Genomic DNA, 26,642 nt, shown 5'->3' with positions numbered 1-26,642 from the left:
AAATGCTCAAGCGCGCACTCGCGATAATTTCCCTGCTCATAATCGGCTACTGGCTCGCCCAGGGCCTCGCTGGAGTCCCGTTCGGCGAGGACAAAATGCTGGTGGGCCAGTACTACCTCGACCACGTTAAGGAACAGACCGGAGCCGTCAACGCTGTAACTGCCGTGGTCGTCAACTACCGTGGGTTCGATACCCTCGGTGAGGTCACCGTCCTGTTCATAGCATCGACCGGAGTGGGAGCACTCCTCTGGAGGAGAAAGAAAAAGAGAACTGCAAAGACCGAGGGTTCCATAGTCCTCACCACCGGAACGAGGCTTCTGGTGCCCTTCGTCATGCTCTTCGGTGCGTACATCTTCATCCACGGACACCTCACACCGGGAGGAGGATTCCCCGGCGGAGCCACCATCGCCACCGCGTTCCTGCTGCTCTACCTGGCGTTCATAACATATGAGATACCTCATAAGGGCTTCGAGAAGACGGAAGGGCTCGCCGGAATGGGCTACGTTCTCGTCGGTCTAATAGGTCTCGCCATAGGCGGCTACTTCCTCTTCGACTGGATATGGCAGACCTGGAACTTCGGCACGGAAAACATCGGCAGACTCTTCAGCGGTGGCTTCATACCAATAATCTACACCATCATCGGCCTGAAGGTCGGCACCGAGCTCAGCGGCATCATCGACAATATGCTCAAGGAGGAGGTGAGCGAATGATCAGCGTCTACTACTTCGGCGCCATCTCACTTATCCTCGTAGGGCTCTACGCGATACTGGTCAAGAAGAATCTCCTGAAGGTGCTCATCGGACTCAGCATTATGGAAACGGGCGTGAACCTGCTCCTCATCAGCGTTGGCTACGTCTCAGGAAGGAGCGCGCCGATACTGAGCGAGGGCATCGGCCCGAACCAGGCGGTTGACCCAATCCCGCAGGCGCTCGTTCTCACCGCGATAGTTATAGGCGTCGCCACCACCGCCATGGCCCTTAGCGTTGCCATGCTGATCTACGAGAAGTACGGAACTCTTAACATCGAGGAGATAAGGAGGTTGAGAGGATGAACGGGCAGTACGCCGCTCTGCTCATAGCGCTACCCCTCATCAGCGCGTTCTTCGTGCCCCTGCTGAAGGGCGCCGGTAAAAACGCGATCAAGTATTTCCTAATAGCGGTCACCGCACTCCAGACAGGAATAGCCGCGTGGGTGTTCCAGTGGGTTTATTCCACGGACCAGCCGATAATCGTCATCGCCGGTGGCTGGAAACCACCCGTTGGAATCAACCTGTACTTCGGCCACTTCGCGGCCCTCTTCGTGCTCATCGTCGCGGCAATCAGCTTCCTAATGGCAATCTTCAGCCTGAAAGCCATTGAGGTCGAGCCGATAGACAAGTACGCCATGCTCTTCCTGCTCCTCATGCTCGGAGCCACGGGAATGATAGCGACCGGCGATATATTCAACCTCTTCGTCTTCATGGAGATAACTGCAATCAGCGCCTACGCTCTAACCGCCTACAACAAGACGGGTGAGGCCGCCGAGGCTTCGATGAAATACATCGTCCTCGGTGGAATAGGCTCCAGCTTCTTCCTCGTTGGCATAGCACTCATCTACGGCTCCCTTGGAACCCTGAACATGGCACAGATAGCGCAGCTGGCGGCAACAATGGACCCGACCGTTGCCCAGGTGGGGCTGGCGCTTATAATCTTCGGTCTGGCCGTTGAGGCAGAGCTCTTCCCGCTCAACGCATGGGCGCCGGATGCATACCAGGCCGCACCGCACCCGGTAACCGTCATGTTCTCGGCCTTCGTCGTCAAGGCCGGACTCTACGCGATGGCCAGAATTCTCTACCTGATGCAGGCGGTGGAGAGCTGGGGTTCGGTCCTCAGACTGCTCGTTATACTGGCAACGCTCACGGTAATAGTTGCAGAGCTTGCCGCACTCAGGCAGAGGAACGTCAAGAGGATGATAGCGTACTCCAGCATAGCCCAGATAGGCCTCATCGCGCTCGCTCTCGCGCTCGGAACCCAGAGCGGTGTTGATGCAGGGGTCTTCCATATGATAAACCACGCCATCGTCAAGGCCATGCTGTTCCTCGCGGTCGGTTACGTTGCGATGACCCTCGGAGGGGCCGACATCGAGAACTTCCGGGGACTTGGAAGGAAAATGCCCCTGACCGCATTCGCCATCTCAGTCGGTGCAATAGCCACAGTTGGAATACCGCTGTTCAACATCTTCTGGAGCAAAATCAGGATAATACTCGCCACCCTCCAAGTGGGCTACACGTGGGCGGCGGCCCTGGTGCTCACCGCAAGCGTCGTGGAGGCGGTCTATTACTTCAGACTGCTCCACACAATCTGGTTCGAGGGAGACGGGGAGAGGATTAACGAGAACATCGTTATCGGCCTCATGGTGCTTTTCCTCGCGGCCCTCGTGGTCGTGATAGGAATCTACCCGGACTATGCATGGAGCCTTGCCCAGAAGGCCGGAAACGACATCTTCAACGTTGCCCAGTACGTTAAGAACGTTCCGCTGATGGGGGTGGGAGCATGATCAACGAACTCCTCATCATACTCTTAGCGCCCCTGGTAGCTGGGGTCATAGCTTGGGCGCTCGATATAAAGGGTGTGAGGGAAATCATCGGCCTCATAGGTGCGGCCATACCCCTCGCGTACCTGGCTAAGCTTTATTCCACCGTCCTGAACGAGGCGGTGAACTACTCCGTCACGGTGAGTGGGTTCACCCTGCAGTTCCAGCTCAACAGCATGAGCTGGTACTTCGCGGTGGTGGCCTCCCTGGTGGGCCTCGCGATGGCCTTTGGGATGGCCTCAACCTCCAAGAGCTCCTACGACTGGCTCTTCGCACTCATGAGCTACACGGGAGTGCTCGGTGTTTTCCTCAGCCAGGACTTTGTGGGATTCTTCCTGTTCTGGGAGATGATGACCTTCGCCAGCTTCATGATGGTCGTCAGGAGGAACAGGCACGAGTCCCTCAAGTACTTCGTGCTGAGCGTTGTCGGAGCCTACGCGATGCTGATAGCGATAGGCATCATCTACGCAAAGACAGGGGCCCTCGACTTCGCCACCATCAGGCAGGCACTGTATCTCGATGCAAGCCTCGGTTCAATAAGCACAGCTGAGACCGCCCTTATATTCGGGCTCTTCCTCACGGCGTTCGGCGTTAAGGCCGGTGCCGTTCCACTCCACGTCTGGGCGCCGGGTGCTTACAGCGAGACGGACCAGAGCTACACCACATTCTTCAGCGGCGCCCTCAGCAAGGCGGGAGCCTATGGATTCCTCCTGCTCTACATCCTGATGGGCTACAAGCTCTACGCGGCCCTCGGAACATTCCATGGCCACCTGACCTTTGCCTACATAATGGCCTGGCTCGGTGCGATAACCGTAGTCGTTGCCGGCTTCCTCGCGGTTCTTCAGGAGGACATCAGGAAGCTCTTCGCCTACTCCTCGGTCAGTCAGGTTGGCTACATACTGCTCGCCTTTGGACTCGGAAGCAGTCTCGGCTTTGCGGGAGGTCTCTTCCACGTGCTCAGCCACGCGGTCTTCAAGGGCCTCTTCTGGCTCGTCACTGCCGCGATAATCCTCCAGACCGGAAAGACCCAGTTCAAGGACATGGGCGGTCTGGCGGAAAAGATGCCCTTCACCTTCGCGATGGGACTCATAGCGGTGCTGAGCCTTTCGGGAATTCCGCCTATGGCGGGCTTTGCCAGCAAGTGGCTCATCTACGAGGCCGCAATAAGCGCCCACATGCCCCTCGTTGCTGGAGCAATATTCCTCGGAAGCGGTATAGCGTTCGCCTACGTTGTCAGGTTCCTCTACGCGGTCTGGTTCGGCCAGAGACCGAGCGACCTTGAGGACGTCAAAGAGGCCCCGCTACCGCTCCTCATCGGAATGGCCATACTGGCGATTCCCAACCTCCTCTTCGGTGTTGCACCCGGCATTGTCACCGAGTACCTCAACAAGATGCTCGGCGGCGAGATAGTGGGCGGCGACTACTACAAGCTCGTTACCCCAACGGGAACCTACAACGCCCTGCTGGTGACGATAGCCCTCACAATTGGCCTGGCAATAGCTGGATTGGTATACCTCTACGGAGCCAAGGTCAGAAAGATAAGCATCACCAACACCTACCAGTCAGGTAACCCCGTCACGGAGGAATTCAACCTCAGCATCAGGAAGAACTTCTACAGGCCTCTCGCGGAGGCCCTTGAGTTCTGGCTCAAGTACAGCTGGGACAGGTTCTACGAGCGCCTGGCAGGCATAGCGGAGGATTTCGCTGACTCGCTCAGGCAGGCCATGTACAACGGCAACGTTCAGAGCTACTCGTGGTACCTGGCGATAGTGCTACTCATCTTAGCGCTGTGGGGGGTGTTGTGAATGATTGACTGGAGGCTCATCCTGGAAGTCATTGGAATGCTGATATACGCCACCTTCATGGGCTTCATATTCATGGGTATAGAGAGAAAGGCCATGGCGAGAATTCAGCGCCGTGTCGGACCGCCCATATACCAGCCAATAATAGACACCCTCAAGCTCCTCGGCAAGAAGGAGAGCGTTACCCACGGCTTCATCTACGACTTCGGCCCTGTGTTCGCCCTCGGAGCCAGCATAGCAGCGTTGCTCTTCATTCCCCTCGCAGGCTTCCGCCTCTTCAGTGCCAACGCAGACCTCATCGTCGTGGCCTATCTCCTGGAGGTTCCAATGCTCGGCATAATGCTCGGTGCCATGAGCTCTGGCAACCCGTATTCAGCGGTCGGTGTCCAGCGTGGACTGCTCACCATGGTGGCCATGCAGCTCCCCTACGGTCTGGCTTTGATAGCCATCATCCAGCACTGGGGAACCTTCAAGCTGAACGAGCTGGTGTCCCTCCAGCAGGCCCACGGATGGAGCATCCTCGTCCCGGCGCTCTTCCTGGCGATGATAGTCTTTGACATAGTCTTCCAGGCGATGCTCGGCCTTGAGCCCTTCGACATAATCACCGCCCCCGCGGAAATCTCGATGGGTCCGATGGTCGAGTACGGCGGCAAGCACGCGGCACTGCTCTTCACCCAGCACGCGGTACAGCTCTTCGCGGAGACGGCATTTTTCGCCGTGATATTCCTCGGAGGAGCCAGTAACCTGCTCGAACTTCTAATAAAGCAGATAGCGGTGCTCTTCATAGCGATATTCGTGGCCAGCATCTACCCGAGGTTCACCATAGACCAGGCGGCCAAGTTCTTCTGGAAGTGGCCGACCATACTGGGAATAATAGCCGTGCTCCTGACGATGTGAGGTGATGTGGATGAGCGAGAGAAAGAATGATGAGTTCATAACCTACGAGCTCCAGGAGTTCAAGCTCTTCGAGCCCCTGTTCAACTGGGCCAGGAAGAAGAGCCTCTGGATAGTGGCCTTCTGTACCGGATGCGGCGGTATCGAAATGCCGCCGCTGGCCACAGCCAGATACGACTTCGAGCGCTTCGGGATAATGCCCAACCCGGCACCGAGGATGGGTGACCTCTTCCTCATCACGGGCTACGTAACTCCAAAGACCCTCAAGAGGATAATCATAACCTACGAGATGATGCAGGATCCCAAATACGTCATGATACACGGCTCATGCCCGATAAACGGCGGAGTCTACTGGGACTCCTACAACGTGGTCAAGCAGTTCGACAAGTACCTTCCGGTTGACGTTGCCATAGCCGGCTGCATGCCAAGACCGGAAGCTGTCATGGACGGGATAATGGAGATAATGCGCAAGATAGAAGAAGGAACAGCCGACGGCTGGAAGCGCTATAGGGAGAACTACGAGTACTACCGGAAGAATCAGGATGAACTGTTCGGGGAAGGATGGCGCGAGAAGGACGCCAGGAGGTGGCTGGCATGGATATGAACGAGAAGCCCAAGGTTGAGGAGAAGGTTGAGGAGCAGAAGCCCCAGGAGGTTCCTGAAGTAGAGGCTCCAAAGCTCCCTGACACTAAGGAGGGGAAGCTGGTCGCAGAGCTGCTTGAAAAGGCACCGTACGCCGAGGGCAACGTCAGGCGTGAGAGGCGCGTTGAGTTCAAAGTCCCTGCGGACAGGATAAAGGAGTTCCTTGAGCTCGCGAGTGAGAAGTTCGAGATGCTCATCCAGATAAGCGTCGTTGACTGGCTCAAGGAGGGCGAATTCGAGCTTGTCTACCAGCTCTGGAGCGTCAGTGAAAGCGTCCACGCCTTCGTGAGGACGAGAATACCCAGGGAGAACGCGAGAATGCCGACCATCATGGACATCTGGCCCGTCGCCGAGACCTACGAGAGGGAGGCGCACGAGTTCTTCGGCATAGTATTCGAGGGCAACCCGAGGCTCGGGCCGTTCATCCTTGAGCCGAGGGAGTACGAGAAGCACCCGCTCAGGAAGGACTTCAACATGATAGGCTACGTCAAGACGATATACGGCGAGGACTTTGACAGATACGATGAGAGCAAGACCAATTACGTGATATGAGGTGATGATCATGAGCAATTTGGAAGTCCCGAAGGAACTTAGGGAAGAGGCAAAGGCGCACGATATGTATCTCCATCCCATAGACAAGGATACCTATGAGCTGTTCTTCGGTCCGCAGCACATGGCCACCGAGAACTTCAGCATAATCCTGAAGATGGACGGAAGCAGGGTTGAGAAGGCCATAGTCAACCCCGGATTCCTCCACCGTGGTTTCGAGAAGCTCGCCGAGCAGAGGCCCTACTTCACCAACATAGCCCTGCTCCTCCGTATATGCGTTCCCGAGAGCGACGTGCCTGAGAATATATACTCAATGGCAGTTGACGAGATAGTCGGCTGGGAGGTTCCTGAGAGGGCCCAGTGGATAAGGACTGTGGTCCTTGAGATGGCCAGGATGAGCGCGTGGATGTTCTGGATAATGGGCTTTGGAAACGAGATAGGTCTCTATACAGCCGGCCAGTGGGCTGCCGCCTACCGTGAGAGGTTCATGCGCCTCTTCGAGGAGCTCACCGGCGGAAGGGTTTACCACATCTACACCGTGCCCGGTGGAGTAAGGAGGGACATACCCGGCGACAGGTGGCTCCGCCAGCTCAGGGACACGGTCGAGTACCTCAAGGGCAAGATGAAGGACTTCGACGAGATACTCTTCGACAACTACATCACCTTCGAGAGGACTGAGGGCGTTGGGGTCATGGATAAGAAGTTCGCCCTCAAGCACGCAGTCACCGGACCGAACCTCCGTGCCACCGGTGTCCCCTACGACGTAAGGAAGGACGACCCGTATCTGTTCTATCCAGAGCTGGAGTTTGAAGTGCCCGTGCTCAAGGAGGGCGACAGCCTGGCCAGGGTTCTCGTCAGGAGGTACGAGATGGAGCAGGACCTCTACATCCTCGAACAGCTCCTCGACATGGGGCCTCCGAGCGGACCGTACATGGTCAAGGACGCCAGGCTCAAGGCCCTGCCGAGATTCAAGCCACCCAAGGGAGATGCCTACGCCCACGTCGAGAGCACGAAGGGAGACTTTGGGGCATACGTCGTCAGCGACGGAACCCACAAGCCCTACCGGGTCCACGTCAGGGGACCGAGTCAGAGCCACGGAGTCACCGTGCTTGAGGAACTGCTCAAGGGAGCCCGCCTTGCGGACGTTCCGGTCATCCTGAAGACCCTCGACAACTGCCCGCCCGACATAGACAGGTGATGAAGATGGAGAGCGTTGAGAAGCCAAAAGTTAGGGTCGTCGGCGAGGAGAAGGTCAAGCTCAAGAAATCATTCGTCAAGCCGTGGATGGGCATCAAGTACCTCTTCAAGAAGCCGGTGACGATTAAGATACCCTTCGAGACGATAGAGCCTGCACCGAAGTACAGGGGATTCCACACGCTGAACTGGAAGACCTGCGTCGGCTGTAACTTCTGCGGCCAGATATGCCCGGCAAGGGCAATAGAGATGACGTGGATAGAAGTGGACGGCAAGATGGAGAAGAGGCCCCACCCGAAGGTGGACTACGGCCGCTGTACGTTCTGCCAGTTCTGTGTTGACGTCTGCCCGACCGGGGCGCTGGGCTTCACCGAGAACTACTACCTCACCACCGGCGGACTTGAGGAGGACCTGGAGCTCTACGACTGGGTGCCAATACACCCTGACAAGGTCAGGGAAATAAACGAGAAGTTCAACGACTATCGCTTCCCTGTCGAGAGGATTGAGAAGAAAGAGGACGGCACCTACGTGTACCACCTGAGGGACGGTGACACACTGGAATTCAAGATACTCGGCTACGGACTGAGGCCACCCAAGAAGCCCACTCCGGCCAAGCCGGCGGCAAAGCCTGCCAAGGCTCCGGAGAAGAAAGAGACCCCAAAACCCGCCGAAAAGAAGGAAGAGAAACCTGCCGGGAAGGTCGCAGAGAAAGCGGAGGAAAAGGCCCAGCCCGAGTCTGAGAAGAAGAAGGAGTGACCTTTTCTTTTATCTTCCAATCGTAAACTTTTTTAGGTCTCGTGGTTTTATACGCATGGTGGTGTCGGTGGGCGTTGATATAAAGAGCGAAAAGACCCTCGGTCTCGTTGGGTCCGTGCTGGCAATCGTCGGCGGTTTTACCGGTGTCATACCCTACGTGGGCGTATTCATGGGGACCGTGTCCTTAGTGGGTGCCATACTTGTTCTGGTGGCCTTGAAGGGAATAGGGGACAAGGTCGGCGACGATAGACCCTTCAAGTACTACCTGTACTCCATTGTGGTTGCCTTCGTCGGTTCGGTGATTGCTATGATATTCATTCTGGTGGGTGCACTGTCCATATCCAATGCAACCATCGCTGGAATGAGGGCCTTAGAACATCCCTGGGGCTTCTTCGGAACGGGCATGCTGGTATTCGGCTTCCTTGCGTTCATCGCAGTGCTCGTACTGGGAGTATACTTCGCGAAGGGGGCGTGGGAAGCAATGTATGAAATAACCGGCGTTGAGGAATTTCAGAAAACGGCGAAGTGGCTCTGGTGGGGTGCACTGACTGCTATAATCTTGGTGGGCTTCGTACTGCTCCTTGTGGCCGCGGTGTATCAGATAATCGGCTTCGCGAACCTGCCTGAGGAGCTTGAACCAGAAAACCGCGTGCTCATGGAACCGTGAGTCTGCCCTCTCACTCTTTTAGGTAACGTTTTAAGCTTGAGGTTGATTTTCTATACGGTGGTTTCGGTGGCCGTTGTCAATGTCAGCAGCGAAAAGAACATGGGTATGTGGGGAGCCATCTTCGCACTCGTTGGTGGATTCATCCCGTACGTGGGGGGCATACTCTCGCTGATCGGCTTCATCCTGATACTGCTGGCCCTGAAGGGCATAGGTGACGCAGTGGGTGACGAGAGACCCTTCAAGAACTACCTCTACGCTGTCATCTTTGCGATAGGTGGCCTGATAGTCATTCTGGCCCTGCTGTTCGGCACATTTGCCATCGCTCCGGCGGGATGGCGTCTCAGCGAATCGGCCGGCATAGGCTTGGCAATACTGCTCTTCATACTCTTCGTGGCCCTGATAATCGGGGCGGCCTACTTCTAGAAGAGGGCCTGGCTTGCAATGTACGAAATAACCGGCACCAAGGAGTTCAAGGACGCTGCCACGTGGATATGGTGGGGCGCGCTGACAGCCATAATCCTCGTTGGATTCATACTGCTCTTGGTCGCGCGCGTGTTCGTCATAATAGCCTTCAACAAGATGCCCTCCGAGCTGGGGGAGGAACTGGAGCAGGCCCGGGCTGAAGAGGAAGTAATCTGGTGACCTCTTTCTTTTACCCTTTAAAGAAGAGTAAGGGAGTCAGAGAATCCTGTCAAGCACTATTGCCGTAAGCGCTCCAACTGCCATCCCCGACTCCAGTATGCTGGCTATCAGCTTTGGAAAGCTGGCGAGAAACTCCGCCGGAAGCTGTGGAGCGCCGAGGCCCGCTATAAGCGAAGCCGCCAGGATGAGGGTGTTCCTGTCGTTGAACTCGACCCTCTCCTTTATCAGCCTCAGGCCGGTGACGCTTATCATACCGTAGAGGGCCAGCGTGAGTCCGCCCAGCACCGGTGCGGGCATTGAGGCAAGGACTCCCCCGAACTTCGGAACCAGTGAGAGGAGGATGAGTATAACCGCCCCCACCTGAACCACGTGCCTGCTGCCCACCTTGGTAAGAGCAACGACGCCTATGTTCTCGGAGTAGCTCGTCGTCCCGCAGGCACCTAAAAGGCCCGCTATTGAGCATGCCAGACCTTCACTTCCTATTCCGCGCGCTATGTGCTTCCCGGTTATCTCTGAGCCCGTAACGGTGGCTATCGCGTGGTAGTCCCCGACGCTCTCTATGATGCTCACCATGAAGGCGAAGAGGAGCAGGACTATCGCCGTGGTGTCGAATATCGGCTCGCCCCACGGAAAGAGCCTTGGGACGCTCACGATGGGAAGGCTCCTCACGAGCCCGAAATCGGTTAAACCGAGGGGAACGCTCACGGTGTAGCCCACCGCCGCCCCCACGACAACGGGCATCGCTTTCAGGCTACCCTTCGCCCGCAGGGCAACGAAGACCGTCGTGAGGAAAGTTATGACCGCGACCAGGGTCGCCCTAACGATGGTCTCTCCGGATGGGTCAGTGTAGAAGTTGAAGAAGTTCTTAACCGCGACGTCGGCCAGACTGAAGCCTATGAGCGTTATCGTGACGCCCGTGACCAGTGGAGTGAAGAGCCTCCTGACCTTCCCGATTATCCCGAGCCACCCGATGGCGGCCTCTATCAAACCGCCGACGATTAGCGCACCCTGAACCGCGGCCATTCCGAGGCTTGAGCCTATTGCTATCAGGCCGGGGATGAATGCAAAGCTTGAGCCCTGCACTATCGGGTAGCGGGAGCCTATCGTCGTCTGGAGCAGCGTTGCGATGCCCATTGCCAGCAGAACAGCCTGTATCATGAGGGCAATCTCGGAGCCGCTCAGTCCAACGGCGCCCCCAACGACGAGAGGCACAGTGACAGTCGCTCCAAACATCGCGAGAACGTGCTGAAGGCCAAAAACCAAAGCCTTGGAAGGTTCGACCTTATCCTCGATTCCTATTTTCATTACCGGCTTTTCCACCATTTCAAGGGTTTCCATTGAAGCCCGCTCAAGCTGTGTGGAATTTTGTTTAAAAAGTTTTCGAGGAATGAAAAAATAAACAGATTTATGTCAATCACCAGCCCTGAACCTTCGTCAGAACCTCGTCCGGCACCTTTCCCTCCTCGACGTCGCTTATGGCCCGCTCCAGCCTGTCCAGACCTTCCTTCAGGAGTTCCTCTTCTATCGTCAGGGGTGGCTGAATCCTGAGCACGTTGCCCTGCAAAAAGGCCAGGACGAGACCGAGCTCATATGCCCGCCAGACGACCTTCCTTGCCTCCTCGTAGGCCCTCTCCTTGGTTTCCCTGTTCTTCACGAGGTCAACGCCGAGCATCAGGCCTAACCCCCGGACGTCACCGATTAACTCGTGCTCTTCCTTCATCTTTTCGAGTCTCCTCTTTGTGTACCTTCCGAGCCTTTCCGCCCTCCTCAGCAGGTCTTTCTCCTCTATCTCCTCGATAACGGCAAGGGCCGCCCTGCTCGTCACCGGGTTACCGCTTAGGGTGAAGGTGTGGCCAAGTGATGGCAGGGAATCCATGACCTCAGAGCGACCTATTATCGCACTTATCGGAAGCCCGCCTCCGAGGGGCTTGGCCAGGGTTATTATGTCGGGCTTAACACCGAAGTGCTCTATCGCGAACCACTTCCCAGTCCTTCCAAGCCCGCTCTGGACTTCATCAACCGCCAGGAGGATTCCATACTCATCGAGGATCCTCTTCACCCTCCTGAAGTAGCCCTCCGGCGGGACAACCATTCCAGCGTCGCCTTGAATTGGCTCGGCGAAGAGGGCGGCGGTTCCTTCGGCGTAGACCTCCCCCTCGAACTTTTCTTTTAGATAGCTTACGCACTCCATTTTGCAGGTCTTTGGCTCCTTCCCGAAGGGGCAGCGATAGCAGTTCGGATACGGAACGTAGTGAACGTCGCTCAGCTCTCCGACTATGGAGCGAACCTCGAAGTCAAGGCCGGTTATGCTCATCGCCCCGTAGGTCGCCCCGTAATAGCTCCTGAGGTAGCTGAGTATTGTCCTTCTTCTCGTGTATGCCCTCGCAAGCTTTATCGCGCCATCGTTGGCGTCGCTACCAGTCATGCCGAGACTGACCTTCGGACGCTCAATCGGAGCTATCTCGGCGAGCTTCTCCGCAAGGAGAAGCGGCTCAACCGGAAAGCCGTAGATGAACGTGAAGTGGATTAACCGGTCCGCCTGCTCTTTTATCGCCTGGACAACGCGGGGATTGTTGTGCCCGACGTTTTGAACTGCGGCATCGCTCAGGAAGTCTATGTACTCCCTCCCTTCGATGTCCCAGACGCGGGCGTTCTCGGCCTTAACCCCAACTATCGGAGCGTAGGTAACGCGCGCCGACCTCGGAAAAACCCGTGAGTATCGCTCCAGAACCTCCTCCTTGCTCGTGGGATAGTCCATGCTCTCACCGTACTGCTATACGCGCTTGGGATTAATAGCAATTTCGCCCAAATTTTGCTAATTTCGCAGAAAAAGTTAAAAGAATGACAAGATAATGACAAAAATCGGGGGTGAAAAATGCGTGTTAATGAACACCTTGACGAGCTTGACAGGATGATACTGCATATCCTTCAGGAGGACGGAAGGGCCAGCTACTCCGAGATAGCGAGGCGGCTGAAGGTGCCTGAATCGACCGTTAGACTGAGGGTGAAGAAGCTCGTCGAGAGGGGTGTCATAAGGAAGTTCTCGGCCCTCATAAATCCCTTCAAGGCCGGCTACTCCATCGTTGCCTTCATAGCGGTCGATGTGGAGCCGAGCAGGGTCAAGAAGGCCGCGGAGGAGCTGAGCAAACTGCCTGAGGTGGACGTTCTAGGCATAGCGACTGGAGCCCATGACATACTCATGCAGGTGACCGTCAAGGACCTCCAGGAGCTTGAGAGCTTCCTCATCGAGAAGCTCGGGAGGATAGAGGGAATAAGAAGCACGGAAACGTCAATCCTCACGAGCGTCAGGAAGTGGGGCTACGCGAGGGTGTTTTAGGTCACCCTCTCCAGCCCGTCTTTCTTGACGATGTAGGTGTCCTCGTGCTTTATCGCGCCCTCCGGAATCATAAGCGGTGGATGTATTATCGTCAGAACCATGTTCTCCTGCACCTTTGCGGCCCTTTGGGGAACCACTATCGTGGTTATCGGGGGCTCTTCAATTAGGAGACCAACGCCGTGGGTGTAGCCAGCAAGATAGGCATCCTCAAAACCGTTCTCCTTGAAAAAGTTCGCAAGCTTCTTTTCGACTGCACCCAGAGCCACACCCACCCTCGTCTCTTCGAGCGCAATCTTATATGCCTCTTCCTTGACTTGGATCGCCTGTTTGACCCTTTCGCCCGGCTCTCCTACAACGAAAGTCCTGGCCATGTTGGCGTAGTAGTGGTTCCAGTCGGATCCGATAACCACGGTAACGACGCCGTTCTCAGGAACCCTAAGGTCGCGGAACGGCTCCGCATGTGCCCTCGGAGTGACTGAGACGTAGACCTTGGGATCCTCGCTGCCGTTGAGCATCAGCTCCCTAACAACTTCCGCCGCTATCTCAAGCTCGCTGAGGCCGGGCTTTATCGTCTCTTCAGCCACCTTCATGCCTTTCTTTGCTATCTTCCCGGCCTTCCTGATGTTGTCCAGCTCCCACTCGTCCTTTATCATTCTCAGCCCCATCGTGAGGTCCAGGATGTCAACTATCTCAATCGTGGGGTTAAGGCGCTTGAATATCTTGAAGAATATCAGGTAAGCGTCGCGCTCTATACCGAACTCGAGTCCAACGCGCTCCATTCCGTTGGAGTGTATCCACGTCACTATGCCGGCCATTAAATCCTCGACGCGCTGAAACTCGATGACGTTCTCTATCCAGCTCTTTTCCCGGAAAAGCTCCGCCTCCCTCTTGACCACATAAACAACGGGCTCTCCTTCGGCTGGAATGAGGAGACTTGGACGCAACCACTTTGTTCCTGTGAAATATATGAAGGTGGAGAGGGTTCTTATGACGGCCCCATCAATGTCGTTCTCCCTCAGGAGTTCCTGAAAGCGCTCAACTCTTTTTCTGAATATCTCCCTATCCCCTCGCATCTACATCACCTTGATCACGAGGAATGCCATGTCAAGGCTTCCCTCGTTGGAAACCGCATGGGGGACTTCCTTCGGCAGGTATACTGCGGCCCCCTTTTTAACCTCAACCCTTTCCCCGCCAACCTCCACGATGGCCCTGCCCTTCAGGATGTACAGGAAAGCATCGACGGGGGTAGTGTGTCTCCTGAGCCTCTCCCCGGGCTTGAGGATTACGTAAAATATCTGGGCGCTCTTTTCACCGATAAGCTTTCTAACCTCAACCCCGTGCGGATTCTCAATCCTCGGGGCATCCTCAACACTAACAACAATCATCTCAGTCCCTCCAGTCGAGCAGTCTCTTCTCGCCTTCAATCTTTTTATATGGTGCGATGTCCATCGTCATCTCCAGAGTTCCCAGGTAGTTCCCGTTCTTGTCGAAGAGGGGCACGTACTTGATGTAAACGTACTTGGGGCCAAGCCTGAGCCAGAAGGTTGCTTCCTTCTTCCTGCCCTCCTTGAAGGCCTTGAGGATTTTGTTCACTATGTGGACGCTCTTCGGCGGGTGACAGAGCTGAACTGGTCTTCCAAGGACCGAAGGTGTTCTTGTGAATATCCTCTCGCCGGGAGAGAAGAACCTAACCCTGTCGTCCTTGTCTATGAAGGTCACATCAACGGGCAGGGCCTCGAATATCGCCTTTAACTCCTCAACGCTAACGTAGCCGGTTCCGATGTCTATGTCCCCCTCGCGCTTCAGCTCGGTTTTGTCGAACTCCAGTGGCTGGCCCTTCAGGGCCTGCTGAACCTCCTTGGGGAGGCCAAGCAACTGCTCAACGCTCAGCTCGGGGTCAATTTCCCAGGGATAGAGGGGTTTCACATCCTCACCTGGATCCCAGGCCGGGGGGTTGACCTTGTAAAAGCCTATCTCGTCTTCCTGAAGTCGTATCGCCTTCCATTCGCCCTCGCTCAGCAGGGCCTTCAGCGTGGGGTAGTAGATGTTGTTCTCCCTGAACACCATGTCGCTCAGTGCAAATGAAGCCTCACTGGCCTTGTTCTTAAAGCGCTCAACGAACTCTTCCCATGGCATCTCGTTTCTCTTCCTCAAAAGCTCGGCAAGTCTTTTTATCATGAACCTTATTTCGTCGTGCTTGGTCCAGAGTACTGTGGCTATCGCCGTTAAGCCCCTCCTTTCGATGTAGGGGAATGTTAGCATCTCCTCGCGGTTGTAGTGGGTGAAGCCGACTTTCCGCAGGTTGTTCACTATTTCCTCAAGGACCCCAAGTATTTCCTCCCTCATTCTCTCATCCTTGGTCGTTGCTAGAGTTCTGGCGTAAAGGTTAAGCATCTCCGCATCCTTCAGTATCTCCTTGTTCTCAAGGTAAAGCGTCTTGAGTGGGTGCCCATCAGGCAAATCCCTTTCCTCAAGCTCCTCGGTTCCAGCAACAGCCTCCCTGAACAGCTCGACGTGAAGGTCGCACATCTTCGCTATGTCCTTGGCGGAGATGCCCTCCTTCACCAGTTCCTGTTCGATGAGTGGTATTTCGAGGGGTGATATGCCGCTCAGCACTGCCCTGAATTCATCCTTCAGCTTGTTAACGTCTTCCCCCTCGTGAATTCTAAGCAGGAGCTTCTTCAACTGTTCCTTTTTATATTCGCGATTGTTCAGCAACTCGGTCATCTTTATCACCTTCATGACGAGTGTCATAGTGGGTACTTTTAAGCGTTTCTGGGCAAATTTGCCCAATAAAGTTTATATGCCGCATGTCATAGCTCGGGGGGGTGATGGAAAATGATGCTCGACGTTAGAGGTTTGAAACCTCCCCAGCCGGCGGTCATGATAATCGAGGCCCTTGGAAAGCTTAAAGCCGGGGAAACCCTTGAGGTTATCGGAGACAGGCCTTTCGTTGATATGGTGGAAAAGCTTGAGAACGCAGGTTACGAGGTGAACGTTCGGGAGGTCTCGGGGTTCTTTGTTCTCACGGTTACGAAGACTAAGGAATCGAAGGAGCTGGACATTGAGGTCAAGGAGTGCGACGAGAAGCTGAAGGGGATAGACGAGAACACCAACGTGGCCAGGCTCCTCAAAGCTTACCCGGAATCCCTCAAAATACTGGTGAAGTACGGCTTCTCACCCCTTGAGAACCCAGCCATGAGGAAAACGCTTGCCAGAACAATAACGCTGAAGCAGGCAAAGAAGCTCCTCGGGATGAGCGATGAGCGCTTTAATGCCATGATGAAAGAACTAAAAGAACTGGAAAAGAAAGGGTAAAGTTACTCCAGCTCCTCCGCAAGGGGGGAGTCCTCTTCTATCTTTATTCCCCTGCTCAGCATGTCTCTGAGGTCGGCCTCGGGATCACCGGTAAGCCTGAGGTCAAACTGTCTCCTGAGGATTTCAAACACGTTGGGGGTCAGGAACTCAGGTGGTTTTGGTCCGATGTAAATGCCTTTGATTCCGAGATAGAGGAGCGAGTAGAGTATCGCTATAGCCTTCTGTTCCATCCAGCTCAGGACTATGCTAACCGGCAGGGAGTTCACGTCAGTTCCGAGCTCGTTCGCGAGAGCCATTGCAATCTCGATTATCGAGTAGACGTTGTTGCACTGGCCGAAGTCGAGGAACCGCGGGATTCCTTCGATGGTGCCGTAGTTCCTTGCATTGTAGCGGAACTTGCCGCAGGCGGCCGAGAGTATCAGAGCATCGTCGGGGATCAGCTCGGTGAGCCTCTCGTAGTAGCCCATGCCCTTGTGTGGCGTATCACAGCCGCCCACCACGAAGATGTGCCTTATCTTGCCCTCCTGGATTAGTTCTATCAGCCTGTCCTTCATGGCCAGAACGTTGGTGTGGTGGAAGCCCGTGAGGAGCTTTCCGCCGTCTATCTCTTTCATCTTCGGCGTCTCAAGGGCGCGTTTTATCAGGGGTTCGAAGTTGTAGTCATCTATGTGGGGAACTCCCTCAAGGCCGGCTATTCCGGCGGTGAAGATCCTGTCCTGATACGCCTTCGTCGGCTGCTGGACACAGTTGCTGGTTCCGAGTATAACGCCCGGGAACTCCGCGAACTCCTTCTTCTGGTAGAGCCACGAGCCTCCCCAGTTGCCGTAGAGGGCTTTGAACTTCCTCAGCTCTGGGTATGCATGTGCTGGAAACATCTCGGCGTGGGTGTAAACCTTCAGCTCTTCCTCAAGGCCGAGCTCCTCTATCTGCCTGAGGAGTTCGTAGAGGGCTTTGTAGCTGTGGCCGGTAACGAGTATGCCCTTTCCCTCTGCAGTTCCGGTCGGAACTTCAACGGGCTCGGGTCTTCCGAAGGTCTCAACGTAAGCTTTGTCGAGGAGCTTCATCGCCTCAAGGTGCACCCTTCCGTTCTCAAGGATGAGCTCTAGGAAGCGGTTCTTGTCGAAGTTTACGTTGGTGAGGGTTGAGTAGAGGGCCTCCGCCAGGAAGTGGCCTATCCTCGGGTCGTCGTAGCTGACCTCAAGGGCATGGTAATAATAGGCTGAGGTTCCTTTTATACCATACAGCAGGGCCTCCTGAAGGGAGTTGAGGTCCGGGTCTTTGCCGCAAACTCCCCTTATAGTGCATCCTCCAGCTAAACTCATCGAGCACTGATTGCAGAGCATATCAACATCTTCCGGCACCCTTATCGTCATACCTATCAACCTCCTTTTTATGACACGTGTCATATCCCCGATTATATGTGAAGTGTTCTTCATAAAAACTTTGCGGTTTCTTAACCTAAAACGGCTATATGACTTATGTCATGTAAATCTGTGTTGGGACTTGACAGAAACCCTTAAATATTCCACACGTCATAAATGATACCATGAAAACGAACGCGTTCGAAGTAGCTTCACGTTACGTCTATCCTTCGCTTAGGAGGAGGCTCGTGGAGCTACTGCATGAAAATGGACTGAAACAGACGGAGATAGCGGAACTCCTCCACATAACCCAGTCCGCCGTCTCTCGTTACCTGAAAATGGACAGAGGAGCGTTCATAGATGTCTCGAAGTTTCCAGACATAGACGCCGAGGTGACGGCGCTGGCCGAGAAGATAGTCAGAGAAAGGCCGAGCGAATACAAAATCCATTCAGAACTCGTTAGGATGTCCCTTGAAATGCTCGGTAGAGGCTACGTCTGCCAGTTCCACTCAAAAATCGACCCTGAGGTGAATCCATCGGAATGCAACGTATGCCTCGAACTTTTCGGATGAGCTAAGGCTTCTCGGAGTCCCTAAGGGAAGGTTTAATACCTTTCGATGCCTATTTTAGCCCGGTGATTGACGTGAAAAGGGCACTCGTAACTTTAACCCCTCCGGAGAGCAAGAGGCTTATCGCAAAGGCGGTCGTAGCTATGCCAGAGGTTCAGCATGCCCTAGAGCACGGCTTCGTTTACATAGCGACCGGCACAACCGCGGCTTATATAGCGGAGGAAATACTCGGTGAAAAAATCGAAAAGGAGAAGTGGACGGTTGGAGTAATAAGCAAGGGCAGAACCTGTGTTACCCCAAAGGCCACCTGGCCCAAGCACCTCGTCCTCTACAAGGGTGAACCCTTCGATGACCCTCTCGAAGCGCTGAAGCGGATGGGCCCGAAGGACGTCTTCATCAAAGGCGCCAACGCGATAGATATTAACTGGAACGTCGCTGTTTTCGCCGCCGCCCCCGACGGCGGGACGATAGGCAAGACCTTCGGCTGGACGATAACGAAAGGTGTCTTCACGATAACGCCGGTAAGCCTTGAGAAGTTCGTGCCGACGCCCGTCGAGGAGAGCGCCAGGCTGACCGGGATCTACTCCTTCGACTGGGGGACCGGGCTTTATTCCGCCCTCGTGCCGATACCCCACTCCCACCCGGTAACGGAGGTGGAAGCGTACAGGATACTCGCCGGAGTTGAGGCAATTCCGATAGCGGCCGGAGGAACCGGTGGGGCCGAGGGCAGCGTCACCCTCGTGCTTCAAGGCGAGGACGAGGCAATGGAGAGGGCAAAAGAGATAACGAAGGCCGTTAAGGGAGAGCCATACCTCAAGCCCTACACCGAGGACTGCTCGGTCTGCCCGTTCGCCACTATCTGTGGCCTTGGAAGCGGGGCATTTTAAGATTGAAGCTTTTTTCAGGAATTTCTTTTTAAACCTGCTTCTTTCTCTCTTCTAACGGGGGTGGAAGGGTGGACGAGCTTGAGATGATAAGGAGAAAGAAGATGCTCGAACTCATGAAGAGAGCCGGAATGATAGAGGTCAAACCAAAGGGGCCTAAGGTTGTAATTGAGGTCATAACTTCACCCGGCTGTCCCTACTGTCCAATAGCGTGGGCGATGGCCCGGGAGCTTGAGAGGAAATATGAGGGCGTAATAGCGAGGGAATTAAGCGTTGCAACACCTGAAGGCCAGAGGAAGGCCATGGAGCACAACATCCTCGGAACCCCAACAGTGCTCATAAACGACCGCGTTGAGTTCGTGGGAGTGCCCAACTTCGGGGAGTTCGAGAGAAGGGTGAGGGGAAAGCTCGGCCTAAAGTGATGCCCCCGTAAGAACCCACGCCCCTATCGCAATCAGCAGCGTTCCAGCTATAACCGAAAGCTCCCTGCTGTGCCTCACCATGGCCCGAGAGAAGCGCTTACTCTCGGTGACGCTTCCCATCGCCAGCAGGATTACAACGAGCGGGAGCACGAAGACGAGGTTGTAGAGGGCAAGGAGAAGGAAGGCGAGAGCCTTCCCGGCCTTTGAGATTATTATGGCGTAGACGAGGTAGCTGCCGGCGGAGCACGGTAGCAGGGTCGTCGAGACGATGACCCCGAGCGTAAAAGCCCCGAGGGCGGTCGTGTCGCTGCTGAATATTTTCCTTCGGATTTTGCTTTTGTCTCCCACGCGGGACTTCTCCATCAGGCCGGTGGCTATGGTGTAGACACCAAAAACTATCGCCGCAATCCCTGCGACCCACAGTGGGAGGTAGCCGGCGAAGTACAGCAGGCCAACTCCAAGGAGGTAGTAGGAGACGTAAACGGCAGCAATGAAGGCCGCACCGATGAGGTAGAGCCTTCTCTTCGATACTTCCCGGACGGAGAGGGCTATGAGAAGCATCGTGTAGATAACGAATGTACATGGGTTTATCGAGTCGCTCATGGCGAGGGCAAAGAACTTTGGTACAAAGTCCACTATGCCCATCAGCCACAGCGCAAGGGAGCTGACCCCAAAGGAGGCCAGAAGGATTATCGCCAGTCCCTTTATCTCACTTCGCATGGTAGAAAGTTATCGCGGGCCTTTTTGTGGCTTTCGAAAACAAAAAGTTGGGAACGAAAGGTCAGCGTTTCCGCTTGAGGAGAACCAGGGGGACAACCGCAAGGGCGACCAGTATTCCCGGCCCACATATCCCGTTATCCGATGAACCCGTGGTGGTATTCGTTGGTGTTGTGGTCGTCGTTACGGGCTCATCAGGGTTCCTGTGCTCAACGTAGATAATCTGGAGCTTCTGAATTATGGTTGCGTTTTTTATTATGTACGCCTTGCCGCCGGTTACGAGAATAAGGCCACCGTTGTCCATCGCAACCTTAACTATCTCCGGCGCCATTGAGACGTTGAACTCCCCCTCAACTATGGCCTTGAGTTCACCGTCATAGGCTATCCCTATGGCGGGGACTCCGGCTATGCCCGTGTACTGGTACTGAACGCTGAAGAGGGCCTGATTCTCGGCATTGTCAACCAGCTCGTAGTACGTCAGGCTGTCATTTCCGTAGACCCTCGGTATCTCCTCCTTCATTCTTCGGCAGTGCGGGCATGTCTTTGCACCGTACATGTAGAAGTGGAGCTTGTCCGGATTCACCTGCGCCTCTGCGACGGCGTACGAGACCGTCGAGATAAACAACAGTCCGATGATAATCAGAACCAATTTCCTCATTTTCTCACCTGAAACCTATTCCCGCGGGAAGTTATAAACCTTGGCCGCGGAAAGCTTAAATCCTCCGGGTTGCAAAATTCTTGGGGATGATCATGCAGGAGTGGTACCGCTCCAGGGCACTGTACGAGGCGGTTCTCAAACTCGTCAACTCTGGAAAGACAGGGGAAGCACTTCAGATGGCGGATGGAATACCAGACAAGGTGATCCGCTCCAAGGCGTTCTCACATATCACCGTTGAGGTCGCCAGGAGGGGTCAAGATTACGGGGAGGCCCTTGACCGGGCCATAAAGGCGGCCCTTGATATAGAAAACCACGATGAGAGCACGAAGGCGCTCATGAGTCTGGCATTCGAGTTCCTAAACCTGGGGAAACCCGATGAGGCCATGAGGATATCCAGGTATATAACCGACCTCTCAAACCGGTCCAAAGTGGAGGCCGAGGTTGCCCTGGCTCTAGCCAAGGCCGGAAAGGTCTCGGAGGCAATGGAAATTATCAACGGCATCATGGATGACGACGTTAAGACGTGGGCGATGTCCAGACTGGCCAGCCAGCTTTAGCTCAAATTTGCCTATTTTCCTGCGATATTTTTAAAAATTTGACATGGGACAATCCACAAGGCTTTTTTAGGCTCCCTCGTTTCCCGTCCGGGTGAGAAAAATGAACGGGGGAGAGATAATCGGACTTCTGGGAATGCTGCTCCTCGTGGGCTCATGGATCCCTCAGACCGTGGAAACGATAAGAAAGAAGCACTGCCCGCTGAACCTTGAGTTCATCCTAATCTACGTCCTAGCGGCCAGTCTGCTGACGGTTTATTCGTACATCATAGGGGACTGGATATTTTTCACCCTGAACTTCCTCTCGGCCTTCCAGAGCGGTATAAATCTCCTGGTCAAGCTCATGGAAAAGAAAGGATAGGGTTACTTTCTTTCGTAAAGCCCCACAAGCTCCCCCTTCTGGATGACGTGGCCTTTCATGGCATCCTCCAGTTCCCTTCTTCCTGAGCCGGGCCTGAGGTTGAGCGTTGTGTCGAGGCCGTAAACCTTGAAGTGGTAGTGATGAACTCCGTGACCCCTCGGCGGGCATGGTCCGCCGTAGCCTATCATCCCGAAATCGTTACGCCCCTGAACAACATGCACGGGCGCGTCAACCTCCGCCTGCTTCGGAACTCCCTTTGGTATCTCGCCCAGAGGCGGGATGTTCCACGCTATCCAGTGGGTAAAGGTTCCGCCTGGGGCATCGGGGTCGTCCATGATGATAACCAAGCTCTTGACCTCCGGCTCTATGTGCCCAATGAATATCGGGGGATTGACGTTCTCCCCATCGCACGTGAACTCAACGGGTATGTACCCCCCGTTGTGAAACACCGAACCTATCTCAAGATCCATACTCACACCCCCTTCGGGTTTTTCATGGGAGGTGCATCCAGCGATGCACACCCCTAAAATCAAAACCGCCACTACCGCGAACCCCTTCATGTTAATAAATCCTTTTTCAAACGTAAAAATATTTCGGCGCTAGGCTTTATTAAGTTCAGCCACCAAATTAGTACCCGGTGATGCCCGTGGAGCTGGGGGGAAAGGCTGCCCTCGTTACCGGTGCCGGAAGGGGAATCGGAAGGGCCATAGCCCTTGCGCTGGCGGAGAAGAGAGCAAACGTTGCGATTAACTACGCCCACAGCAGGAAGGAGGCTGAAGAGGTAGCCAAACTCTGCCGCTCCCATGGCGTTGATGCGATAACGGTGAAGGCCGACGTGAGCAACCGCCATGAGGTCCGAAGAATGGTCGAGGAGGTCGTGGGGCACTTTGGAGGGATAGACATCCTCGTCAACAACGCCGGAATCCTGGGGAAGGCGCTGAGACCGATGGAAGTTACCGATGAGGAGTGGGACGTGGTTCTCGGGGTGAACCTCAAGGGGGCCTTCATAGTCACCCAGGAAGTTCTCAGGTACATGAAAAGGGGCAAAATAGTCAACATAGCCTCCATAGCCGGCAAGGATGGGGGGACGGTTGGCCCCCACTACGCGGCATCGAAGGGCGGCCTCATAGCCCTCACATTCAACCTTGCGAGACACCTCGCCCCGGATATACTCGTCAACGCCGTCGCCCCCGGACCGGTGGATACAGAACTCATAACCCCTGAGATAAAGGAGAGGCTCCGCCCGCTCTCTCTGACCGGGGAGATAGCCCGGCCTGAGGAGATAGCGCACGCGGTAATCTTTCTCCTCGAAAACGACCACATAACTGGGGAGGTGATAGATGTCAACGGCGGCAGGCTGATGGATTGATTTTTAAGCTCTGGCTCCATTTTTCCTTGATGCCCCATGAAGGTGCTCTGGGAGAAGGAGATACCAGCGGAGAGCATAGTTGTCTCGCCGAGACCGGTCTGGAAGTGCAGGACGTGTCCAATGTATGGCAAAAGACCGAGCTGTCCGCCCCACGCGCCGGACTGGAGGGAAACCAGAGAGTGGGTGCGGCACTTCAGGAGGGCCCTGATAATCAAGTTCGAAATCGACATGGAGCGCTTCGAGGAGGAGAAGCGGGAGGCAATCCTCTACCTGCTCAGACGCGAGGCCGAGCTCTTCAGGGAGGGAAAGCTCTACGCGATGGCGCTCTTTCCCGGGAACTGCAACCTCTGCGACGACTGCCCCTTTGAGAGGGGGGAGCCGTGCAGGCTTCCAGCGAAGGTCAGGCCGAGCATAGACGCTGTAGGGATTGAAATTGGGGAACTCGTCGGGATAGACTTCTCCGAAAGCGTTTTGTACGGGATGGTGCTAATTGAGTGAAGGTGGTAAGATGAAGGAAAACGTTTCACCCCCGCGCCTGAAGTGGGGAATCTCGCTCATCATGACGCTCGTCTATGCCTTCGGAGCCGCGTGGTTCTACTACCTGCCGTCGAGGGGGGAGCCGGAGCTGGACGTCACGTTCTGGGGGCTGCTCTCCCATTTCCTCCTCCTGAGCTTCCTATTCTGGATAATCTTGATCCCGGAGCTGAAGTCTGATAAGAGGGAGGACGTGCTCCTGATGACGATCTTGACCGTCCCCGCTGGTCTCGGGGCCGCGTTGCTCCTCTCCTTCGCCCTGGGAGGGAGGGAAAGCTGGTACGTTGAGGTTCTCTACTACTTCGCTCTGAGCCTTGTCCCGTTCGTCCTTTCACACAGGGCGGTCAGGGGAAGGCTTTCCCCGACTCCCTTCGTCCTGGCCGCGGTTTATGCGGTTCTGGCGTACGCATGGGGGTATGTCTCATGGTGAAGGTGGCCTACATAACGCTCCTCGGCCGTTCCCCCTGGGCGGTCGTGAACACCTACTACAAGCTCCTGACGAGGGGTGGGAAGGCGGAGAGGATATACGTGTTCACCGAGGAGAGGTACAAGCACAACCTTCCAAAGGTGGTTTCGGCAATCAGGGCAATCTCGGAGGCCTACAACCTCCACCCAGAGATAGAGACCGAGGTAGTGCCGGACTACGGGTTCTTCGTGGCGGACAGGAAGTTCAGGGAGCTTTTCTCGAAGCTGGAGCGCGAGGGTTACCGCATGGGCCTGGACATAACCTCTGGCAGGAAAGCCCTCGTTGCAGCCGCCATAGTCCAGATAAAGGAGTTTCCGGTGTCCTTCATCGTCTACATGGGTCTCCTCGACACCGAGTTCCCGGACAGGCCCTACATGATGATTCCAACACATCTCCAGCCGATAAAGAACTTCTTGGGTGATGAGAGTGAGGGAGATTAGCGAGGTCATCGAAAAGCCGGAGCTCCAGATACTCCTCAACGTCTTGGGGGAAATGCGGGTCAGCTATCCCCTCTACGGCCTTCCCCTGCTGAGGGCGAAGCCGACAGAAACCGGCTACCGCGTCGAGCTCACCGTGAGCAGGAGGGAGTTCAACGAGAGGGTCTCGGAAAGGCTCTCCAGCGAGCTTCCAACCTGGACCGACTTCTACGAGTGCTTCATATCCGCCGGAATAGTGCGGTACGCGAACATCGACGAGTTCCTCCAGAACCTTGAACTCTACGAGAGGCTCAAGAAGGGCGTCGCCTTCGCGCCCGACACCAACCTCTTCTACCACCGCTTTATCTCAGGGTTCAGACCCCTCGACGGGTACCAGATAGTCGTGGCCGAGGGGGTCAAGAAGGAGATAGAGAACGCCATGAACTACAAGTACAGGCACAGGGAGCTGGAGGAGATAAAGCGCGAGGTGAGGAACGCGAGCCTGCTCAGGGAGTTCAGCAACAGGAGGACGAAGAGGAGCAGGAAGGCTGCCTACATAGCCCTCAAGGAGTTCGAGAGGCTGAAGGACAGGATAATCATAGCCGAGAGCGTTAAGGAGCCGGCTCACAACAACGACGAGATAATCGTCAAGTCCCTGAAGCACTACGACAACATGACGCCCACGCTTCTCGTCTTCCTCACCGCCGACATAGCAATAACCGATGTGGCCGAGATGGAGGGACTGGAGTACTTCCTCTTCAGGTACCCCCGGCAGGAGATTGGAAGGCACGAGGTTTCGGCCTATCAGCTCAGGACGCTCCTCTTCAACCTCGCGGCCGTCTTCGGCGTCATAGAGGTGAACGGGATAACCGTCTTCGGCGAGTTCGGCGGCAAGCAAGGTCTCAACGAACTGAAGCTCGTCTTTCCGGCCGAGAACAGGGCCTACCACGAGTTCGAATTCCACCTCAAGCTGTCAAGGAAGCTGATGGAGATAATGAATGACTAGGCCTTCAGTTTGAATTTCACGAAAAGGGCCGCCAGCTCGAGCACGAACATGAAAACGGCCAGAAGCTCCGCGAGGGTCTGGCTGATGGGGAGGAGAAGCAGGGGCACCGAAACCCCGAGCGCAACCAGCTCTTCCCCTTCCCTGCTCCCGCCACCGTAGCGGTACTCCAGCGCGAAGGTGAGCCAGCCAAGAAGGACGACAGCGGCCCTCGCGACCGTGGGCTCCCAGAACAGCAGGCCCAGCCCGAGGACGAGGAACGGGAGCGCATAGAAGAGCCTCCTCATTGGTCCACCCCCAGTACCCCCGACGACACCTCTGTGCCGTTGTGGAGGACCACAAACTTGAAGCGGTTGGGTTCCGTGACGTTGAGGGCAAGCTCAAGTTCCCCAGCCTCCAGAAGAACACTCCCCGAGGCGTCGTTCAGGTACTCCGCGCTCCACCTGCCCGACACTGCCTTTTCGTCCTCCGGGTGAACCGTGAGGTATGAAGTCGTCTCAAGGCTCCCTTCCGCCGACCAGACCGCGACGGGAAGCCTCTCAGCGTAGGGGACGTAGGTGACGCCCGTAACCATGTGTCCGTTGATGCTCACGTTGAAGTCCCTCGGAACGAAGGCCGGAGAGAGCCTAAGGACGGGAATGCTCATGCTCGCGTTCAGCTCCTTCCCCGTCACCTCGACGGTAAAGACGTAAAGGGTGACGTTGATAGAATTGAGAAATGCGTCCGTTTCGTTTAGGAACCTCCTCGGGACGGTGAGGTAGCCCGTGAAGGGGCCATTGATCTCAACGGTGGCAACAGAGACCGTCACGTTGGAGTTCCGGTGAGATGATGCGTTTTCAAATTCTCCCTTGGGAAAACCGCCGTCGATGTGGGTCCACCCAACGAGCAGGACACCGACGAGCAGAAGGGCCACGACCGTTAAAACTCCTCCCCGCATTATCCCACCGGAAGTGTTA

Annotated in this window: 33 protein-coding genes and 1 pseudogene; 23 read left to right on the top strand and 11 right to left on the bottom strand. The window is 55.5% G+C overall.

All coding sequences use genetic code 11. The features are described 5' to 3' along the window. The first annotated feature begins 2 nt into the window (after window positions 1-2). From E3E37_RS02325 to E3E37_RS02275, 11 genes and pseudogenes are all read left to right on the top strand, one after another. Window positions 3-710, top strand: coding sequence for a Na(+)/H(+) antiporter subunit B (locus E3E37_RS02325; protein ID WP_167714594.1), 708 nt, complete (start codon window positions 3-5; stop codon window positions 708-710). Further along, window positions 707-1,051 carry an NADH-quinone oxidoreductase subunit K gene (locus E3E37_RS02320; RefSeq protein WP_088864439.1) on the top strand — a complete coding sequence of 115 codons (345 nt, stop codon included), beginning with the start codon at window positions 707-709 and terminating at the stop codon, window positions 1,049-1,051. The genes E3E37_RS02325 and E3E37_RS02320 overlap by 4 nt, the downstream gene beginning before the upstream one ends. Beyond that, a complete protein-coding gene (locus tag E3E37_RS02315; RefSeq protein WP_088864438.1) occupies window positions 1,048-2,535 on the top strand; it encodes a proton-conducting transporter membrane subunit in 1,488 nt (495 codons plus the stop codon). The genes E3E37_RS02320 and E3E37_RS02315 overlap by 4 nt, the downstream gene beginning before the upstream one ends. After that, window positions 2,532-4,376: a proton-conducting transporter membrane subunit gene (locus tag E3E37_RS02310; RefSeq protein ID WP_167714593.1), complete on the top strand. Its 1,845-nt coding sequence runs from the start codon at window positions 2,532-2,534 to the stop codon at window positions 4,374-4,376. Before E3E37_RS02315 ends, E3E37_RS02310 begins: the two co-directional genes overlap by 4 nt. Further along, a complete protein-coding gene (locus tag E3E37_RS02305; RefSeq protein ID WP_088864436.1) occupies window positions 4,377-5,270 on the top strand; it encodes a respiratory chain complex I subunit 1 family protein in 894 nt (297 codons plus the stop codon). It begins immediately after the preceding gene. A gap of 10 nt (window positions 5,271-5,280) precedes the next feature. Beyond that, window positions 5,281-5,871 carry an NADH-quinone oxidoreductase subunit B family protein gene (locus E3E37_RS02300; RefSeq protein WP_167714592.1) on the top strand — a complete coding sequence of 197 codons (591 nt, stop codon included), beginning with the start codon at window positions 5,281-5,283 and terminating at the stop codon, window positions 5,869-5,871. After that, on the top strand, window positions 5,862-6,461 hold the full coding sequence (locus tag E3E37_RS02295) for an NADH-quinone oxidoreductase subunit C (RefSeq protein WP_167714591.1): 600 nt from the start codon (window positions 5,862-5,864) through the stop codon (window positions 6,459-6,461). Before E3E37_RS02300 ends, E3E37_RS02295 begins: the two co-directional genes overlap by 10 nt. Window positions 6,462-6,471: 10 nt before the next feature. After that, entirely contained in the window at window positions 6,472-7,656 is a 1,185-nt protein-coding gene (locus tag E3E37_RS02290) for an NADH-quinone oxidoreductase subunit D (RefSeq protein ID WP_167715305.1), read from the top strand. A gap of 5 nt (window positions 7,657-7,661) precedes the next feature. Beyond that, window positions 7,662-8,408 (top strand): NADH-quinone oxidoreductase subunit NuoI, encoded by a 747-nt coding sequence (gene nuoI, locus E3E37_RS02285; protein WP_167715303.1) that lies wholly within the window; start codon window positions 7,662-7,664, stop codon window positions 8,406-8,408. Between the two features lie 58 nt (window positions 8,409-8,466). Then, complete coding sequence (locus E3E37_RS02280; protein WP_232460740.1) at window positions 8,467-9,075, top strand: DUF996 domain-containing protein; 609 nt, start codon at window positions 8,467-8,469, stop codon at window positions 9,073-9,075. Window positions 9,076-9,174: 99 nt separating this feature from the next. Continuing rightward, window positions 9,175-9,717: pseudogene (locus tag E3E37_RS02275) on the top strand (DUF996 domain-containing protein). Window positions 9,718-9,753: 36 nt separating this feature from the next. Here E3E37_RS02275 and E3E37_RS02270 read toward each other — a convergent pair. Together E3E37_RS02270 and E3E37_RS02265 are read right to left on the bottom strand one after the other, a co-directional pair. Then, window positions 9,754-11,055 carry a uracil-xanthine permease family protein gene (locus E3E37_RS02270; RefSeq protein WP_167714590.1) on the bottom strand — a complete coding sequence of 434 codons (1,302 nt, stop codon included), beginning with the start codon at window positions 11,053-11,055 and terminating at the stop codon, window positions 9,754-9,756. A gap of 76 nt (window positions 11,056-11,131) precedes the next feature. Beyond that, the gene (locus E3E37_RS02265) at window positions 11,132-12,475 is read right to left on the bottom strand and encodes a leucine/methionine racemase (RefSeq protein WP_167714589.1); all 1,344 of its coding nucleotides are present in this window, start codon (window positions 12,473-12,475) and stop codon (window positions 11,132-11,134) included. Window positions 12,476-12,592: 117 nt separating this feature from the next. Between E3E37_RS02265 and E3E37_RS02260 the strand changes: the two genes are divergently transcribed. After that, complete coding sequence (locus tag E3E37_RS02260) at window positions 12,593-13,054, top strand: Lrp/AsnC family transcriptional regulator (protein WP_167714588.1); 462 nt, start codon at window positions 12,593-12,595, stop codon at window positions 13,052-13,054. Here E3E37_RS02260 and E3E37_RS02255 read toward each other — a convergent pair. Genes E3E37_RS02255 through E3E37_RS02245 form a run of 3 tightly spaced genes read right to left on the bottom strand, consistent with a single transcriptional unit; the run spans window position 13,051 to window position 15,781 of the window. Next, complete coding sequence (locus E3E37_RS02255) at window positions 13,051-14,127, bottom strand: Xaa-Pro peptidase family protein (RefSeq protein WP_167714587.1); 1,077 nt, start codon at window positions 14,125-14,127, stop codon at window positions 13,051-13,053. The genes E3E37_RS02260 and E3E37_RS02255 overlap by 4 nt on opposite strands. Beyond that, window positions 14,128-14,439 carry a cupin domain-containing protein gene (locus E3E37_RS02250; RefSeq protein WP_167714586.1) on the bottom strand — a complete coding sequence of 104 codons (312 nt, stop codon included), beginning with the start codon at window positions 14,437-14,439 and terminating at the stop codon, window positions 14,128-14,130. A gap of 1 nt (window position 14,440) precedes the next feature. Beyond that, complete coding sequence (locus tag E3E37_RS02245) at window positions 14,441-15,781, bottom strand: DUF438 domain-containing protein (RefSeq protein WP_167715301.1); 1,341 nt, start codon at window positions 15,779-15,781, stop codon at window positions 14,441-14,443. 111 nt (window positions 15,782-15,892) lie between these two features. Between E3E37_RS02245 and E3E37_RS02240 the strand changes: the two genes are divergently transcribed. Continuing rightward, window positions 15,893-16,372 (top strand): DUF1858 domain-containing protein, encoded by a 480-nt coding sequence (locus tag E3E37_RS02240; protein WP_167714585.1) that lies wholly within the window; start codon window positions 15,893-15,895, stop codon window positions 16,370-16,372. 2 nt (window positions 16,373-16,374) lie between these two features. On the opposite strand, the gene hcp is transcribed toward E3E37_RS02240, so the two are convergent. After that, entirely contained in the window at window positions 16,375-17,715 is a 1,341-nt protein-coding gene (gene hcp / locus E3E37_RS02235) for a hydroxylamine reductase (protein ID WP_371731679.1), read from the bottom strand. A gap of 203 nt (window positions 17,716-17,918) precedes the next feature. On the opposite strand from hcp, the gene E3E37_RS02230 reads away from it, so the two are divergent. The 3 genes from E3E37_RS02230 to E3E37_RS02220 all read left to right on the top strand — a co-directional run bounded on the left by E3E37_RS02230 (window position 17,919) and on the right by E3E37_RS02220 (window position 19,608). After that, on the top strand, window positions 17,919-18,305 hold the full coding sequence (locus tag E3E37_RS02230) for a transcriptional regulator (protein ID WP_167714584.1): 387 nt from the start codon (window positions 17,919-17,921) through the stop codon (window positions 18,303-18,305). 71 nt (window positions 18,306-18,376) lie between these two features. Beyond that, window positions 18,377-19,189, top strand: coding sequence for a hypothetical protein (locus tag E3E37_RS02225; RefSeq protein WP_167715298.1), 813 nt, complete (start codon window positions 18,377-18,379; stop codon window positions 19,187-19,189). Window positions 19,190-19,257: 68 nt separating this feature from the next. Further along, complete coding sequence (locus E3E37_RS02220; RefSeq protein WP_167714583.1) at window positions 19,258-19,608, top strand: thioredoxin family protein; 351 nt, start codon at window positions 19,258-19,260, stop codon at window positions 19,606-19,608. Here E3E37_RS02220 and E3E37_RS02215 read toward each other — a convergent pair. Further along, a complete protein-coding gene (locus E3E37_RS02215) occupies window positions 19,600-20,328 on the bottom strand; it encodes a cytochrome c biogenesis protein CcdA (protein ID WP_167714582.1) in 729 nt (242 codons plus the stop codon). The two genes, E3E37_RS02220 and E3E37_RS02215, sit on opposite strands and share 9 nt — an antisense overlap. Window positions 20,329-20,389: 61 nt before the next feature. Then, window positions 20,390-20,983, bottom strand: coding sequence for a CGP-CTERM sorting domain-containing protein (locus tag E3E37_RS02210; RefSeq protein WP_088864419.1), 594 nt, complete (start codon window positions 20,981-20,983; stop codon window positions 20,390-20,392). Window positions 20,984-21,075: 92 nt separating this feature from the next. Between E3E37_RS02210 and E3E37_RS02205 the strand changes: the two genes are divergently transcribed. After that, window positions 21,076-21,540: a hypothetical protein gene (locus tag E3E37_RS02205; RefSeq protein WP_167715296.1), complete on the top strand. Its 465-nt coding sequence runs from the start codon at window positions 21,076-21,078 to the stop codon at window positions 21,538-21,540. A 100-nt stretch (window positions 21,541-21,640) separates the two neighbouring features. After that, on the top strand, window positions 21,641-21,898 hold the full coding sequence (locus E3E37_RS02200) for a hypothetical protein (protein WP_088864417.1): 258 nt from the start codon (window positions 21,641-21,643) through the stop codon (window positions 21,896-21,898). Between the two features lie 2 nt (window positions 21,899-21,900). Here the strand turns inward: E3E37_RS02200 and E3E37_RS02195 are convergent, their stop codons facing one another. Continuing rightward, window positions 21,901-22,368 carry a YbhB/YbcL family Raf kinase inhibitor-like protein gene (locus E3E37_RS02195; protein WP_240921887.1) on the bottom strand — a complete coding sequence of 156 codons (468 nt, stop codon included), beginning with the start codon at window positions 22,366-22,368 and terminating at the stop codon, window positions 21,901-21,903. 170 nt (window positions 22,369-22,538) lie between these two features. Between E3E37_RS02195 and E3E37_RS02190 the strand changes: the two genes are divergently transcribed. Genes E3E37_RS02190 through E3E37_RS02170 form a run of 5 tightly spaced genes read left to right on the top strand, consistent with a single transcriptional unit; the run spans window position 22,539 to window position 25,689 of the window. Next, window positions 22,539-23,267 (top strand): SDR family NAD(P)-dependent oxidoreductase, encoded by a 729-nt coding sequence (locus E3E37_RS02190; protein WP_206204022.1) that lies wholly within the window; start codon window positions 22,539-22,541, stop codon window positions 23,265-23,267. 36 nt (window positions 23,268-23,303) lie between these two features. After that, the gene (locus tag E3E37_RS02185) at window positions 23,304-23,765 is read left to right on the top strand and encodes a DUF2284 domain-containing protein (RefSeq protein WP_167714580.1); all 462 of its coding nucleotides are present in this window, start codon (window positions 23,304-23,306) and stop codon (window positions 23,763-23,765) included. A 10-nt stretch (window positions 23,766-23,775) separates the two neighbouring features. After that, complete coding sequence (locus tag E3E37_RS02180; RefSeq protein WP_167714579.1) at window positions 23,776-24,231, top strand: hypothetical protein; 456 nt, start codon at window positions 23,776-23,778, stop codon at window positions 24,229-24,231. Beyond that, window positions 24,225-24,707, top strand: a complete 483-nt coding sequence (locus E3E37_RS02175; protein ID WP_167714578.1) for a hypothetical protein — start codon at window positions 24,225-24,227, stop codon at window positions 24,705-24,707. Before E3E37_RS02180 ends, E3E37_RS02175 begins: the two co-directional genes overlap by 7 nt. Continuing rightward, window positions 24,688-25,689, top strand: a complete 1,002-nt coding sequence (locus tag E3E37_RS02170; protein ID WP_167714577.1) for a PIN domain-containing protein — start codon at window positions 24,688-24,690, stop codon at window positions 25,687-25,689. The genes E3E37_RS02175 and E3E37_RS02170 overlap by 20 nt, the downstream gene beginning before the upstream one ends. Here the strand turns inward: E3E37_RS02170 and E3E37_RS02165 are convergent. Together E3E37_RS02165 and E3E37_RS02160 are read right to left on the bottom strand one after the other, a co-directional pair. Further along, window positions 25,686-25,973, bottom strand: coding sequence for a hypothetical protein (locus tag E3E37_RS02165; protein ID WP_167714576.1), 288 nt, complete (start codon window positions 25,971-25,973; stop codon window positions 25,686-25,688). The two genes, E3E37_RS02170 and E3E37_RS02165, sit on opposite strands and share 4 nt — an antisense overlap. Beyond that, window positions 25,970-26,623: a hypothetical protein gene (locus tag E3E37_RS02160; protein WP_167714575.1), complete on the bottom strand. Its 654-nt coding sequence runs from the start codon at window positions 26,621-26,623 to the stop codon at window positions 25,970-25,972. Before E3E37_RS02160 ends, E3E37_RS02165 begins: the two co-directional genes overlap by 4 nt. Window positions 26,624-26,642: the final 19 nt, after the last annotated feature.

This window comes from Thermococcus sp. ES12 (assembly GCF_012027515.1).
In the GTDB taxonomy this organism is placed as follows: Archaea; Methanobacteriota_B; Thermococci; order Thermococcales; family Thermococcaceae; genus Thermococcus; species Thermococcus barossii.
The sequence above is the reverse complement of the archived record's forward strand: the minus strand, read 5'-3'. Positions and strand labels throughout refer to the sequence as shown.